This window comes from Flavobacterium sp. Root420 (assembly GCF_001427905.1).
GTDB lineage: Bacteria > Bacteroidota > Bacteroidia > Flavobacteriales > Flavobacteriaceae > Flavobacterium.
Window position 1 is genome coordinate 185,518 of the sequence record NZ_LMEF01000030.1, and the last position, 14,898, is coordinate 200,415.

At 34.7% G+C, this 14,898-nt stretch carries 11 protein-coding genes; 2 read left to right on the top strand and 9 right to left on the bottom strand.

Annotation, left to right across the window (positions count from 1 at the left end):
- Window positions 1-52 precede the first annotated feature (52 nt).
- The 7 genes from ASC72_RS18210 to nirB all read right to left on the bottom strand — a co-directional run bounded on the left by ASC72_RS18210 (window position 53) and on the right by nirB (window position 10,190).
- Window positions 53-1,312, bottom strand: coding sequence for an alginate export family protein (locus ASC72_RS18210; RefSeq protein WP_056194094.1), 1,260 nt, complete (start codon window positions 1,310-1,312; stop codon window positions 53-55).
- A 329-nt stretch (window positions 1,313-1,641) separates the two neighbouring features.
- On the bottom strand, window positions 1,642-3,120 hold the full coding sequence (locus ASC72_RS18215; protein WP_056194096.1) for a nitrate/nitrite transporter: 1,479 nt from the start codon (window positions 3,118-3,120) through the stop codon (window positions 1,642-1,644).
- A 99-nt stretch (window positions 3,121-3,219) separates the two neighbouring features.
- Window positions 3,220-3,879, bottom strand: coding sequence for a response regulator transcription factor (locus tag ASC72_RS18220; RefSeq protein WP_056194099.1), 660 nt, complete (start codon window positions 3,877-3,879; stop codon window positions 3,220-3,222).
- A 575-nt stretch (window positions 3,880-4,454) separates the two neighbouring features.
- The gene (locus ASC72_RS18225; protein ID WP_056194102.1) at window positions 4,455-6,260 is read right to left on the bottom strand and encodes an ATP-binding protein; all 1,806 of its coding nucleotides are present in this window, start codon (window positions 6,258-6,260) and stop codon (window positions 4,455-4,457) included.
- A 15-nt stretch (window positions 6,261-6,275) separates the two neighbouring features.
- Window positions 6,276-6,860 (bottom strand): DUF4202 domain-containing protein, encoded by a 585-nt coding sequence (locus ASC72_RS18230; protein ID WP_056194105.1) that lies wholly within the window; start codon window positions 6,858-6,860, stop codon window positions 6,276-6,278.
- Window positions 6,861-7,008: 148 nt separating this feature from the next.
- On the bottom strand, window positions 7,009-7,389 hold the full coding sequence (gene nirD, locus ASC72_RS18235; protein ID WP_056194108.1) for a nitrite reductase small subunit NirD: 381 nt from the start codon (window positions 7,387-7,389) through the stop codon (window positions 7,009-7,011).
- A gap of 287 nt (window positions 7,390-7,676) precedes the next feature.
- Complete coding sequence (gene nirB, locus ASC72_RS18240; RefSeq protein ID WP_056194111.1) at window positions 7,677-10,190, bottom strand: nitrite reductase large subunit NirB; 2,514 nt, start codon at window positions 10,188-10,190, stop codon at window positions 7,677-7,679.
- A 293-nt stretch (window positions 10,191-10,483) separates the two neighbouring features.
- On the opposite strand from nirB, the gene ASC72_RS18245 reads away from it, so the two are divergent.
- On the top strand, window positions 10,484-11,266 hold the full coding sequence (locus tag ASC72_RS18245; RefSeq protein ID WP_056194114.1) for an META domain-containing protein: 783 nt from the start codon (window positions 10,484-10,486) through the stop codon (window positions 11,264-11,266).
- Between the two features lie 272 nt (window positions 11,267-11,538).
- Here ASC72_RS18245 and ASC72_RS18250 read toward each other — a convergent pair whose 3' ends face one another.
- Together ASC72_RS18250 and ASC72_RS18255 are read right to left on the bottom strand one after the other, a co-directional pair.
- A complete protein-coding gene (locus ASC72_RS18250) occupies window positions 11,539-12,822 on the bottom strand; it encodes a DUF2130 domain-containing protein (protein WP_056194117.1) in 1,284 nt (427 codons plus the stop codon).
- Window positions 12,823-12,991: 169 nt separating this feature from the next.
- Window positions 12,992-13,870 (bottom strand): LysR family transcriptional regulator, encoded by an 879-nt coding sequence (locus ASC72_RS18255; RefSeq protein ID WP_056194121.1) that lies wholly within the window; start codon window positions 13,868-13,870, stop codon window positions 12,992-12,994.
- Window positions 13,871-14,127: 257 nt separating this feature from the next.
- Here ASC72_RS18255 and ASC72_RS18260 point away from each other — a divergent pair, with 257 nt between their 5' ends.
- Window positions 14,128-14,835 (top strand): class I SAM-dependent methyltransferase, encoded by a 708-nt coding sequence (locus tag ASC72_RS18260; protein WP_056194125.1) that lies wholly within the window; start codon window positions 14,128-14,130, stop codon window positions 14,833-14,835.
- Window positions 14,836-14,898 lie beyond the last annotated feature (63 nt).

The window sequence follows — 14,898 nt, forward strand, 5'->3', positions numbered from 1 at the left end:
CTTTTCCGAAATAGGAAAAGGCTAAAATATATAAGTTAATTTTACAGAAAAACTATTTTTTCCAGCTAAAAATTCTAGGATTTACAGAAATCATCAACCAAGCCCAATTGTTGGTATGGCCGGCGTCTCCGTTTTTAATAAATTCCAAAGTTTTAGAACCAAACATTTGAGAATAACCTCCGGAAACAGTAATGTCTTTTTTGAAATTATAACCAAAAGTCGCATCAATCTCTGTTCCTAAATAGGAATCTAAATTTTCATTTAAAGGTGTTACAACTTTAGCAGCAGCTAAAAATGCATGTGGAATCAAAGCAAATTGCCATTTATTAATAGTGTAGTTTAATTTTATAAATGCATCCTGAAGTCCAACATTGTTTAAGTGATTTCCAACATAAAAGTAATCCATATAACCATTAAAACCATGGTTGGTCCCGAATATTGGATTGAAAGATTTAATCACTGTGCTTCCGTCATTTGTTCTTTTTCCAGATAAAAATTCATATCCTAATCCAGCTTTGAAGGATTCGGTTATATTGTATCCAAAGTTAGCAGCGGCATTCCATGCGCTTACTTGTAAATCTGTGCTTTTTCCTGTTTGTCCGTACAACCATAAATTACTGTCGATTTTGTCTGTTTTATAAGACAGATATGTTCCGAAAGTCTGCTTATAATCTACCAATAGTTTAGCATCGGCATTAGCGTATTCATAACCTGTATTCAGCAACAATAAACTTGCTCCTAATTTATCAAAGGCAGTATGGTACCAGGCATATTGCAACGCTTTGTAACTTGCTACCGTATAAGGAGTCTGAAGAATATTTTCAGCAGTTGAATTGTAAGCTCCTCCCAAATCTAATTTCTGTGTTTCAGAATGAAAAGAAACTGTTAATGCATCATGGCTTTGTGCCTGCTGTCCCCAGTCTTGCTCTCCCAGAATACGCTGATTATCGTATGACAGTACTTGGCGGCCCATTCTGGCACTCCATTTTTCGGTAAAATCATATTGTGCCCAGGCTTCAAAAACAGCTACTCCATTTTTATCTGCTGTCGCCGTAGGTACAACATCTCCCCATGTTCTTGTGTTCTGAAGGGTCAGTTTTACGGTTAACTGCTCTTGTTTGTAATTGAAGTTTAAACGAGAACGTTGTGAAATCTGAGAAGTTCCTTCCTGACCTTCGGGTAAAAGTGTTTTGTAGCCGTTTCTGTATTCAAAACGAGGTCTAACTTGTAAATTTACATCTAATTCCTGCGCCTGAATTGAAGCGCTCATTCCTCCTAATACTAATAAGATAAGTATTCTTAGTTTTTTCATTTTCCTTTTATTTTGATGAGCCACAAATTTATAAGATTAATAGGGTTTTCTTAAATGATAAAAGTCATATTTTTAAATTATTTTGAATTTAAAATAAGTGGAATTTTTTGTTGTTCAAAATGAGTAAGATACAGTGGGAGTACTTATTGTTTAATAATGACTTTTTAATCAAAAATAAAGAACAAACAAATGCTTGATAACCTTATTTGATTATTTAGCAGAGAATCAAAAATACAAAAAGAGCTTTTGAAATCAATCAAAAGCTCTTTTTAGCAGAGAAATTAGAACTATTTGGCTTTCGCCGAAATTAATTAACTATGAAAATTGAATTATTGTCTGTCGATAACACGTGACAATACAGGCTGTTTTTCGTTCATTATTTTGGTGATGGTATAATGCATCCAAATCAGACAAATAACGGAAAATACCAAAATAAAAATCCATGAACTTGACCAGATTCCGGTTGCGGTCAGTAAGTATCCAAAGATAATCGGACCAAAGAAACCGCCCAAACCACCGATCATTCCCACCATTCCGCCAACAACACCAACTTCAGTTGGAAAATATTCCGGGATATGTTTGTAAACTGCCGCTTTTCCAATTCCCCAAGAGATTCCGATTAGAATAACCAAAACAAGAAAAACCCACATATTGGCATCGAATTTTATTACAGTAATTCCTTTTGCCAGTAATTCTTTTTTCTTTACTGTTTGGTTTTGCTGAACAACCACTTGCTGCCAGGAAGTTCTGGTTGGAAAAATAGCATTTTCGCTTTCGTTTTCTTTCTTTTGAGCAACGGCAAAATCAGTATCGCCAACTTTAATTTTTTCGTTTGAAACTTCTGTTATTATTCCTTTTTTGCTGGCTAAAACTCCAGGTCCGGTTGTCGTAATTTCCATTTTCGGAATCATTAATAAGGCACTTAAAATTACGGAAGAGCTTAAAACCCAATACATCACTTTTCTGGCGCCGAACTTATCAGACAAATAACCTCCAAAAGCCCTGATAACACCAGATGGCAAACTGAAAAGCGTTGCAAATAATCCACCCATCACTAAACTCGTTTGATACACGTTCATGAAATTGGGCAGTAACCATTGTGAGTAAGCTACAAAACATCCGAAAACTAAAAAGTAATAAGCTCCAAAACGCCAAACTCGGGCAGATTTAAGAGATTGAAGCATTTGAGAAACACTTTTTGTATTGTTTTCCATTTTCTTGTTTTTGGCAAAAATTAAAAAAGCAATTCCAATAACTACCAACGCTACACCATAAATTACAGGAAGTATTTTCCAGCCATTTTGAGGATCTTCAATAGAAAAATGATTTAGTAATGAAGGCGCTAAAAAAGTAGTGATTGCGGCACCGGCATTCCCCATTCCGAAGATTCCCAAAGCGCGTCCCTGCCATTCTTTTGGATACCAAATGGAAGTGTAGCCAATTCCGACTGCAAAACTGGTACCCACCATTCCGAATAAAAAACTTAGCAAAGCAAACGTTATAAAGCTATCTGCAAAAGGCAGTAAAAATAAAGGGATTGAACAGAGGAGAAGCAATAATGAGAAAACATATTTTCCTCCAAACTTATCCGTAAGAATACCAATTGGTAAACGCATAATAGATCCTGTCAGAATCGGAATTCCAAGAAGCCATCCAACCTGAACAACGCTCCAGTGAAAGATACCATTATCAACTAAAAAGGTTACTAAAACTCCATTTAATGTCCAACAGGCAAAACACACAGTGAAAGCCAGGGTATTTAAGAATAAAATTTTGTGTGATTGCGAGAGTGAGTTTGTATTTTTCATAGCACTTAATATTTTTTAACAAAAATAAGTACTATAACGTAGTTAAAAACTGCGAAAACGCAGTTTTTGAAAAATAATTACGTAATTATACGTAGTTTTTTATAATAAAGAATACTCAGTCGCTTTATTCGAAAGTTCCATTAAGTTTTTAACTTTCAGTTTCTTCATCAGGTTAAAACGATGTACTTCCGCAGTTCGTTTACTGATATCAAGGGCTTCGGCAATTTCTTTATTTCCTTTTCCGGATAATAAAAGTGTCAGGATTTCTTTTTCTCTTTTGGTAATCATCATTTCTTCACCTAAATTTTGTTTAGGTTCTAATGAAGTCGAAGAGCTTGTTAGTTGTCCAATAAGTATAGAAGAAATGTCTCCGCTAAAATATTTTCCACCTGCCGCTACTGTGTGAAGGGCTTTTAGAAATTCTTCTTTGCTTGAACCTTTCAATAAATAACCATCGGCTCCTGCTTTTATTGATTTCAATACGTATTCTTCAGATTCGTGCATTGAAAGCATAATGATTTTTACATCATTATTATCGCTTCTAAGTTTTTCTACTACCTCAATACCAGTTAAGTTTGGCATACGAATATCTACTATAAGTAAATCTGGTTTACTGTCAGCAACCACTTCGAGAGCATCGGCACCATCAATAGCTTCGCCTACAACCTCAATGTTTGCTTCGTTTTCCAGTAAAGATTTTATTCCATCTCTTACAAATACATGATCATCAGCTAGAACAACTCGAATAGTAGCACTCATATTTTACTTAATTTTGATTCTGAATTTTTACGTATATTCATCTATAAAGAAGATGCTAATATACGTAATTTTTTAAATTTGTGAATGTGTCAATTAGATAATTAGATAATTTGTCAATTAGAAAATGTGCCAATTAGAAAATGTGCCAATTAGGAAATTAGATAATTAGAATGTGAGAATTCGATAATATGAAAATAACCTTGTTAACCCGTTATTTTTTGTGCAATCTTGTCATCTCGACGAAGGAGAGATCACACTAGTAACTCGACAAAGATTGGCAACTTTGTTGCGGAGCTACTTGCAGGGATTTACTTCGTCTGTTCGCTATGGCTCGGGTCTCCTTCGTAAATGACAAACAAGACGGAAATATTCTTATGAAAATGACTGGTCTAGCCCCGATAGAAGTGGAAATCCTTTTGTGGCGGGGTTCGCCACAAAAGATTGAAACGGATAGCGGGATTAGCTCCTGAAAAAAAGATTTGGTTTTATCATAGAAATCGAAATGACAAGTTTGTGTGATTGAAAGTATAAAATGGCAAATTATCTAATTATCAAATTTTCTAATTGACACATTGTCAAATCGGAATATTAAAAGTAATCCTCGTTCCTTCACCCGGAATTGATTTGAAGAAAACACGTCCGTTGATATATTGAATTCTTTCTTTCATAAACAACATTCCCATTCCGGATTCGCTGTTTCTTTTTTTATCGACAGCGGCCACATCAAAACCTTTACCATTGTCATCTACAATAATACTTAATAGGGTATTGCTGTGTGAAAGCTGCACTATAATATGTGAAGATTCAGCGTATTTTATGGCATTATTGATTGCTTCCTGGGTAAGACGATAAATATTTATTTCGATTAGAGAATCCAAACGCTGACTAAAATCGGTTTTATTGTAAAACAGAATTTCTTTTCCGGTTAATTTGGATAGTTCCTGTGTCAATTTTGCTAAAGATGAAACGATACCGTGATCACTTAATTCCGGTGGCATCAGGTTGAAAGTTGCCGTACGAACTCCTTTGATAATATCTAGTGACAGTTTCTTTAGATATTCAATTTTTTGAGCAGCTTTTTCTTTGTCATCCAGATTGATGCTTTCTAAACTAAATTTTAATCCGGTAAGCATTTGGCCAATTCCATCGTGAATTTCTTTTGCAATTCGATTTTGTTCGTTTTCCTGATTCTCAACAATTTTACTCGAAATAACCTTTTGCTGATTGATTTTTTCCGTGCTGTTTTCAATATTCAAACGTTCGACTTCGCGCTGCGCTTTTTTGCGTTCGGTAATGTTGAAACAAACAATTAAAAGTTCCAGTTCGTCTTTTTTAATGGTAACAGGAACCATTGATAAATCAAGCCAAATTGTCTGATCTTCTTTGTTTATGATTTTAATTTCGCCTTGCCAGCCACTACGTTGTTTCTCAAAAATGATTCGGTCAATATTTAATTGCTCTTTTTCATCAGTGGTTAAAACTTCAGAGAATTTTTTGTTAGAGGAAAATTTCGTGTAATTTAAAAGTTTGGCAAATTTTTCTCCAATATGAATAATCGAACCATCAGGAGCAATACGGCAATAGAGCAACGTATTTTCCATTGCATAATTGAGCGATTTTAATTCTTTTACGGAGTTTTCCTTTATTTCACTGATAATCTCAGTATCGTATGCGAGTTTTAACGCTTTCTTTTCAGAAGATAAAAGTTTGGCAATAAGTCTCTCGATTTTTTTATTGGTTGGTTTGAAGATAAAGAAAAACTCCAACAGTAAAACGAATAGGGTAAAGGCAAAAATCCAATATTCTGTTCTGCGCTGTTCCGTAACTTTTTCGTGTGCTTCAAGATCGTACTGACTTACAATCTGATTCATTTTCGAAAGAAAAACACCTTCGTTTTTTAGAATAATCGAAACCAGTTTTTGATTATCTGCGGCTTTGTTTTTCTGCTCTAAATTTAGCAGAAACAAATCGGTGGTTTTTACAATACTATTGAAGCTTGGTTTTATTTCAAGGTAAAATTTATCCAGAGTCTCGCTTTTTTCTTTTGGAAAAGCCAGACTGTCACTTCCGTTCTCGAGTGAATTCTGATTGTTTTTCCAAAGTGATAAAACATTTTTTAGATGGGAAATCTGTTTTTGAGAAGTAGTGTCAGAAACATAATGTAAAATCAGAACTTCTTTGACAATTTTCTGACTCAGCATTCTTTGCTTCCCTGAAATATTGATGATTTTAGAATCGCTAAATTGTTGTTTTAAATTATATTGAACTAAAACCTGACTTAAAATGATGGTTACAGCAATAGTCCAGAGTGCAAAAAAATACAGACGGCGTAAATTTTTGAAAGTAATTTTATCTGCAGCTTCCTGATTGCTTTTCTTCATAATAAAAAAATCAGATTACAATCCTAAAGATGCTTTTATCAAGTTTAGATTTTCTTCAGAATAGTTGATTTTTAAGGCTTCCTGATGTCCTTTGTCTGACATTTTATCCCAGGTTTTTTTGATGATATTCTTTAGTTTTTCCTCATCATGTTTGTGTACAAAAGGATCTAAATAATATTCTAAAAATACCAAACAAATAACATCTTCAAGCAATTGCGTTTCGGCATCTTTTTTAAGTAGTTTTTTCTCGATTAAAAAAGAAACCCGGTCAATAAAATCTTCTTTATAGCCTGCTTTTTCTAAGATTTCGGCAGTAAGTTTAGCGTGAAATTTTTTCAATTCTTCTCTCCATCTCAAATACCCCACACGATCCATTGGGTACGATTCTCGAGCGACTTTCCATCGACAAATGTGTTGTGCTTTTGAAGCAATCTGAACTTCTTCCGAAGCTTCAGGCTCAAATTGCATCAGCCTCTCGTACATCCTGTTTGAATAAAGTAACTCTTTAGGGTATTCGTTGTTTTGGTCGATTTCGATATTTGGATCCTGAGCGTTTTCGGCATCAATCCATTCACTTGCTTTTTGAAAAGGTGTATTCATTTTGGCTAATTAATAGATTTCAAATATACGTAAATAAGTATAAAAGTCGAAAGTCGAAAGTTGAAAGTCGAAAGTGAGATGAAAGAAGCAAGAAGCAAGATTTGAAATACTTTATCGTCTTTCTTCTTGTTTCTTGCCTCTTAAAAGTCTAGTCTACAAAACCAACAAACACTTCGTCCTCAATCACTCTAATTGGATACGTTGCAATTTTTAAATCGTCATCTCCATTTAAGTTTGAACCATCAACCAATGAAAAAGTTTTTTTATGCATCGGACATGCAATTTTCGGAATATCATCTGCAGATCCAGTCATTCCTCTGGCTAAAACCATTTCCATTTTATGTGGACAGGCATTTTGACAAGCGTACCATTCGTTGCGGCGTGTAAAATTGAAAATCGCAATTTGTTTGTTTTTGTATTTGATACAGCCTCCGCGGTTGGTCGGAAAATCTTCTACTTTTCCAGCTTTGAACCAAATTGTAGCATCGTTTGGATGTACTGTTTCGTATTGACTTAAGATTTCTTCCATTTGAGTAAATTTTTGTTTCTGTTTCTTATCCCTCTTTTTACAATCAAGAGAGTTTGATGGCGCAGTAAAAAAGAGGGTAAGAGGACAGCAAACGTTTGTGATATTTTTTTTCTTTTTTTGGAGCTGTTTTTAAACACATAGAAAACATAGTTTTTTGTTTTATCGAAAAAGGATTTTAAAAAGAAACTAGTTTCTCACACATAGCTATGTGTTTATATGTAAGTAAAACGTCTCCTTTGTACTTTTAAAATCTATGTTTCTATGTGTTTAAAATTATTTATAAAGTTTTAGGACCACGCTTTTGGCGCTTTTTGATCTCTTAACGGAACAAAAACAACATTGTCATCTTTCTCATCAGAGTTTACAAAATGGTTGAAACGTTTTAATAATCTTGGTTTTTCTAATACTTGTTTCCACTCGCATTCAAAAGTATTAACTAAAGTCTGCATTTCAGCTTCTAAGGTTTCGCAAAGGCCTAAACTATCTTCGATAATTACTTCTTTCAAATACTCTAAACCACCGTCTAGTTTTTCCAGCCAGGTTGATGTTCTAATTAGCGGACCAGCCGTACGGATGTAATACATTAAAAAGCGATCCATATATTTGATAACCGTTTCTTTATCAATTTTTTCAGCTAATAAAACAGCGTGTTTTGGATTCGCTCCACCATTTCCGGCGATGTATAAATTCCAGCCACCTTCAACAGCAATTAAACCAAAATCTTTTCCGCGGGCTTCGGCACATTCACGAATACAAGCCGAAACACCACCTTTTAATTTATGTGGAGAACGAATTCCTTTATATCTGTTTTCTAATTCAATTGCAAATCCCGCGCTGTCGTCCATTCCGTAACGACACCATGCGTTTCCGACACAGCTTTTAACAGCACGAAGTGATTTTCCGTAAGCGTGACCACTTTCAAAACCATTATCAATTAAGATTTTCCAGATTTTTGGAAGATCATTCAAATGTGCTCCGAATAAATCAACACGTTGAGCACCCGTAATTTTAGTATATAAATCGAATTGTTTTGCAACTTCTCCGATAACAATTAATTTCTCTGCAGTGATTTCTCCACCGGCAACTCTAGGTACAACTGAATAAGTTCCGTTTCGTTGAATATTGGCCAAAAATCTATCGTTAGTATCTTGTGTGGTTACGTGTTTGTTGGCAGTATCATTATAAATACTAGAGAAAATAGAAGCTACAACTGGTTTACAAACTTCACAACCGTCACCTTTTCCGTGATGATCGATCACTTCATAAAAATTCTCGTATTTGTTGATTTTTACCAAATCAAATAATTCTTGTCTTGTGTATGAAAAATGCTCGCAGATAACCTCTTTTACTTCTTTTCCTAATGATTTTTGAGTCGCTTTTACCAAGTCAGAAACCATTGGTTTACAGCCTCCACAGCCAGAAGTTGCTTTTGTATGTTTTACAACATCTGAAAAACTAGAGCAGGTTTCATCTAAAAGTGAGCAGCAGATAGAACCTTTCGTTACATTTTCGCAAGAGCAGATTACAGCGGTATCCGGCAGATCCATAACACTTCCTAAACTTGAACCTTCAGAGCCATCTCTTGACCCTAAAATCAAATCTTCCGGATTTTTAGGCAAAGCCATAGCATTGCTGTAAATCTGAAATAAAGAATTATAATCGCTTGAATCTCCAACTAAAATTCCGCCTAATAAGGTTTTAGAATCTTTAGTAACGTTGATTCTTTTGTAAACTCCTGATAATTTATTCTCATAAATAATCGCGGTTACATCGTCATTTTCGATAAAAGGATCACCAAAACTCGCAACTTCAACACCAATTAATTTCAATTGTGTCGACATATCGATGGTTTCTCTCATGGTTTTAGAACCATTTAAGATTTGCTCAGCGGCTACATCGGCCATTTCGTAACCTGGAGCAACAAGTCCGTAAATGTTTTGATTGTATAAAGCCACTTCGCCAATCGCATAAATAGAAGGATCTGATGTTTGCATCTGATTGTTTACCACAACACCACCTCGTAAACCGACCTCTAATCCTGAAACTCGAGCTAATTCGTCGCGAGGTTTTATTCCGGCAGATATAACCAACATATCAACTTTTAACAATTCTTCGTTGGCAAACATCATTCCCGTTATGCATTCTTTTCCATCAATATATTGTGTGGCTTTGTTAAGATGAATGCCAATATTTAATTCTTCAATTTTAGACTGCAACATGTCGCTGGCGCCTTTGTCCAATTGTCTAGGCATCAATCTTGGAGCAAATTCCACTACATGAGGGTTTAATCCTAAATCACGAACTGCCTTTGCAGCTTCAAGACCTAATAGACCACCACCTAAAACAGCTGCTTCTGTTGCACCTTTTTGTTTTATTTTTTTGGCATAAGCCATAATCGCATCTAAATCTTCGATCGTTCTGTAGACAAAAACACCTTCTTTTTCAACCCCATCAATTGGTGGTACAAATGCTGAAGATCCCGTTGCAAGAACTAAGTAATCGTACGTATGTGTTTTTTCTAAATGCGTATGTATTGTTTTTTCTGTTCTGTTAATATCTGTAATTAATTCAGAAGTGTTCAGAGTAATATTGTTTTCTGCATACCATTCGCTAGTCGACATTGATAAGTCATCAGCGGTTTTTCCTCCAAAGTATTCACTTAAGTGAACACGATCGTAAGCACGTCTTGGCTCTTCACCAAAGACGGTAATCTGATACTTTTCCTGTCCTGATTTTGCAATGAATTTTTCGCAAAATTTATAACCAACCATGCCGTTTCCAACTACTATTACTCTTATCATGATTTCTTTAATTAAGTATTACTACGCAAATATAAGTATTTATACTTATAAAAATACGTATGTAATTTGATTTTTTGTTGAAAAAATAGTTTTAATAATTACGTATTTTATCGTAATCTCTTACGTAGTGCGGATTTCGGAAGATTTTGCATCATTATAATTTTTATCATTTTGATACAGATTTTCCTAAATTTGAAAGGATTCTAAATAAGGATTTCAGAAAATTGTCGTAAATTCAATTGAATTTTTGAATTTGTTTCTCAAAATCAAATTCATTCTTAAATAGAAATCTCATGAAAAAAATACTTTCACTCTTGCTTTTAATGTCCTTAATAACAAGCTGTAAACCAACATCCGGATCAGTTTCAGATGCTACTGCAAGTACTTCGGCATCTAATACTCAGGAAGCCGATATGACCATCTATTTTAAAGCAACAGGAAATGAACCGTTCTGGGGAATAACATTAGGGAAGGAGCAAACCATTTTTACTTCGTTGATTTCTGGCAAAGAAAAAATCATTTTTTCATCGGTTGAACCAATTAAAGCAATGGATGCGAATGTCAAAATGTATAAACTAAGTAATGAAAAGGCAACTGCAACCGTTACCATTCAGCAATTGGATTGTCAGGATTCAATGTCGGGAGCGATTTCACCTTATAAAGTATCCGTTGAAATTAAAAACAATTCAGAGTTAGAGACTAAAAAACTACAAGGCTGCGGAAAATATATCACCGATTATCGCCTGCATGATATTTGGGTTTTGGAAGAATTAAACGGTTATAAAGTTTTTATAGCCGATTATCAAAAGGAGTTGCCAAGAATTGAAATTCATGCACAGGAAAATTCATTCATGGGCTTTGGAGGCTGTAATTCTATCAGCGGAACTCTATTCTATGAAAAAGATGTTTTAAGATTTACAAAAGTGATTTCGACCTTAATGGCCTGCGCACCCGGAAATAAAGAAGGCGAATTTACGAAAGCGCTTCAAGGTGTTACAACATATTCTATAGGAGATAATCGATTGACGCTTTCTAATCCTTCAGGGAAATTATTGGTATTTAGAAAGGTGGATTAGTTTTCAGGAGCTATTCCTGCTATCCGCTTGTATCTTTTTGTGTCCGCTGCGGCGGACACAAAAGGATACCGCTCCTATCAGGGCTAGGGGACTCATTTTTATAAGAAGTTTTTTTTTTTTGACAAAGTAACCACGCCTGTCATTGCAAGGAACGAAGCAACCGCACTAAAAAGCAAAACTTATTCAGCAAATGTGGTTGTTTCGTTCCTCGCAATGACATACAATGAGAGCAAAAAAAATCAGCATAAATCCGCCAAAACCCGTGTCATTAATTATTCCAATAGTTCTTTTGAATCTTCTTCTTTTTCATCTTCAATAAAATCCAATTCTAAAGCGCGTACCGTCTGAACCGCATTTCCGGCAATACCACGAATTGAACCGTACATTCCTAAAGTATTGTGAACTACTTTTTCGATTTGTTTTTCGCGTTGTTTCCAGATTCTTTGCATTGCTCTTTTTTCGGCATCAAGATCGCCTTGCATCTGCGTGAAACCTTCTACTATTCCTTCAATCTGCAAACGGAATTCATTGCTCGTTAAAAAGTCATACAACATCGACATTTTATCCCCTTTATTTTCCTGCGCCTGAACCGCCTGACTTACCTGAATCAATGACTGACGCAAGACAGCGCTTAAGCCTTTAAATTCTTCATAAGTGCAAATCCATATTCCGTCGCGCATTCCCATTCTGTCCATTCCGGCAGGCATGACTTCGGTTACTAAGACCCCAATATTGGCTCTTTTTAGTCTGATATCATTTTTGAATTTTTCAATCCAGGCTGGCTGAAAAGCTTTGGTACGTTTACTTTCGTAATAGATAGAACCGCAATTTTGCAGTTCGCGTGTGTTTACAATCTGAAGACAATCAGCACCATTGGCACCTTTTTTAACTTCATCGATACTGTCTAATGGGAAATTATTTGCCAGCCATTCTTCGATCGCTAATTCCATTACTTCGCCTTGTAACTGCATAGAACCTTGTTCCTGCTTGCGTTTCATTTCTTCGATTAGCTTTTTCTGGTCGTCAGATTGTTTTTGGTATTCTTTTATTTTAAGTTCGTTTTTTTCTTCTTCCTGTTTACGGATTTTATCACGTTCCAAAACCAAAGTCGCATTCAATTGTTTTTGCGCTTCAGCTTCGATGGCTTCCTTCATTTCCAGTTTTTCACGTTGCAGTTTTGCAATTTCGCCGGTCATTTTATTTAATTCCCGAAGCTTTTCTGATTTCTCAGAAAGTTCTTTTTCCATCAACGTCAAACGATCTTTATTTTCTTCTTCAAGTTTGGTTTTTAGCTTTTCGGTAATTTCTTTTTCGGCTGTCTTTTTTTCGCGTTCCAAACGTTCAGCGAAAAGTTCATTTTCTTGTTTCTTTTTAGCTTCAAAGTCGGATTTGGCTTTTTCGAATTGTTCATTTTTAAGTTCCAATTCTCTGGTTTGAGCATTGGCTTTTTGTTGAAATTCTTTACGGATACTATCTTCCAACTGATGTTTTAAAACATCGTTTACATCGATTGGTGTACCGCAATTTGGGCATATAATTGAAGATTGCTCAGCCATTTTTTGTTGATTTTTTAACGAGAATTATAATTTGCTAAGGTATTTAAAAGTTCTCTTTTAAGCGCAAAACAAGTTGTGATAAATTGTAACGTTTTTTTAGCCACGAATTCACGAATTTCTTTTTTAGTTTGCGCATAGATTTTAAAAAATAAAATTCGTGAATTCGTGGCTATTCTTTTTTCAACAAAAAATCAACCGCTGATTTTGTAATTTCAGAATCGTCTTCTTTTGAAGTAATTAACGAAACATCCGTAAATAAATTAACTTTTTTCAATTCGATAAAACCAATTTCTGTATTCTGATTATTCTTTGCAATATTGGACGGAACAATCGAAATTCCCAAACCATTTTTTACCAATTGTACTATCGAATTAATATTGTTTGATTCATGAATTATTTTGGGTCCAAAACCATAAAAAGCACAAAGCTCCAGTAAAACTTCATGATAATGCGGTGCATAATCTTTATTGAAAAAGACAAACGTTTCGTCTTTTAAATTCGGAATCTCTTCTTCTGATTTAATTTGAATCAAACTCTTATTATAAACTACTGAAAAACCATCCTGAAACCACAATTGCGATTTTATTTTAGGAGATTTTACAGGCGACCGAATAATTCCCAAGTCAATTTTTCCTTGTTCCAAAGCTAAAATCTGTTTGGTCGTGGATACTTCAAAAAGTTTGAAATTGACGTAGGGGAATTGTTCTTTCAATTGCTTGATCAAATCGGAAATTACAGACGAATAAATCGAACTGATGTATGCGATTCTGAATTCGCCGGATACGTTCTCGGCTATTTTTTTTGTTTTACTGGTAATACGCTCCAAGTTCTGAAAAAGAGCTTTAACTTCTTTTTCAAGATATTTTCCTGCTTCGGTCAGTTCCACTTTTTTATTGTTTCGGTTGAATAAGCGTGCCTGGATTTCTTCTTCTAATTCTATAATCTGCCGGCTTAAAGGAGGTTGTGAGATAAATAGTTTCTCAGCAGCTTTGGTAAAGTTTAATTCTTCGGCGACAGCCAAAAAATATTTCAAGTGGCGTAATTCCATAAATACCTATTAAGTATTAATAATTGACAAAATAAGTATTTTTGAAGTATATATCAAAGTGATAGCTTTACAAAAAAATGGAATGGCACGCGGATGACACGGATTTTAGCTGGTTGACACAGATTTTATTTTTTTAGTTGCTGATTAAAAAAATATAATGTGACAGATTAAGATTCAATAGATAATTAGATAAAAGACCAGTGTAAATCCGTTTAAATCTGTGTCATCCGCGTGCCATAAACAAAACAAAGAAAACTATGAAAAAATCAACTATTGAAGAGATCAGGGAACGTTTTGATAATGATGTCGAAAGATTTTCGAATTTAGAAACCGGACAAGTGGCGACAATCGATGCTACCATTTCTTTAGAATTAATTACGGAAGCCTCTAAAAGAATTGTTCCCAATGCTGTAAATGTTTTGGATATTGGCTGTGGTGCCGGAAATTATACTTTGAAAATGTTGTCTAAGTTACCCAATTTAAATTGCACTTTGGTCGATTTAAGTTTGCCGATGTTGGATCGTGCATTTGAAAGAGTGTCAAATGAAACTACCGGAAAAGTAGAAGTGAAGCAAGGTGATATTCGTGAAGTTGATTTACAGGAAAATCATTTTGATATTATTTTGGCGGGAGCGGTTTTGCATCATTTGAGAGATGATCAGGATTGGGAAACTACTTTTACTAAAATATTCAAATTATTAAAACCCGGTGGGTGTTTCATGATTTCGGACTTGATTACACAAGACACGGACTTATTAAATGAATATACCTGGCAATGTTATGGCGATTATTTAGAAGGAATTGGTGGTGCAGAATACCGCCAGAAAGTATTGGATTATGTCGAAAAAGAAGACACGCCAAGATCGATGAATTATCAATTGGATTTGATGAAAAAAGTTGGATTTACAAGTGTTGAAATTTTACACAAGAACATGTGTTTTGGTGCTTTTGGAGGGATTAAGTAGTTTTTTCGCCACGAATTCACGAATTAATTTAAATGCTTTGCGCATAGATTTTAAAAAAAAATA

What these genes read in the sequence shown, in the direction of transcription:
- nirB (WP_056194111.1), bottom strand. Translation starts at nt 10,190, where the DNA reads ATGATAAGAGTAATAGTAGTTGGAAACGGCATGGTTGGTTATAAATTT.
- ASC72_RS18210 (WP_056194094.1), bottom strand. Translation starts at nt 1,312, where the DNA reads ATGAAAAAACTAAGAATACTTATCTTATTAGTATTAGGAGGAATGAGC.
- ASC72_RS18255 (WP_056194121.1), bottom strand. Translation starts at nt 13,870, where the DNA reads ATGGAATTACGCCACTTGAAATATTTTTTGGCTGTCGCCGAAGAATTA.
- ASC72_RS18250 (WP_056194117.1), bottom strand. Translation starts at nt 12,822, where the DNA reads ATGGCTGAGCAATCTTCAATTATATGCCCAAATTGCGGTACACCAATC.
- ASC72_RS18260 (WP_056194125.1), top strand. Translation starts at nt 14,128, where the DNA reads ATGAAAAAATCAACTATTGAAGAGATCAGGGAACGTTTTGATAATGAT.
- ASC72_RS18215 (WP_056194096.1), bottom strand. Translation starts at nt 3,120, where the DNA reads ATGAAAAATACAAACTCACTCTCGCAATCACACAAAATTTTATTCTTA.
- ASC72_RS18225 (WP_056194102.1), bottom strand. Translation starts at nt 6,260, where the DNA reads ATGAAGAAAAGCAATCAGGAAGCTGCAGATAAAATTACTTTCAAAAAT.
- ASC72_RS18220 (WP_056194099.1), bottom strand. Translation starts at nt 3,879, where the DNA reads ATGAGTGCTACTATTCGAGTTGTTCTAGCTGATGATCATGTATTTGTA.
- ASC72_RS18230 (WP_056194105.1), bottom strand. Translation starts at nt 6,860, where the DNA reads ATGAATACACCTTTTCAAAAAGCAAGTGAATGGATTGATGCCGAAAAC.
- ASC72_RS18245 (WP_056194114.1), top strand. Translation starts at nt 10,484, where the DNA reads ATGAAAAAAATACTTTCACTCTTGCTTTTAATGTCCTTAATAACAAGC.
- nirD (WP_056194108.1), bottom strand. Translation starts at nt 7,389, where the DNA reads ATGGAAGAAATCTTAAGTCAATACGAAACAGTACATCCAAACGATGCT.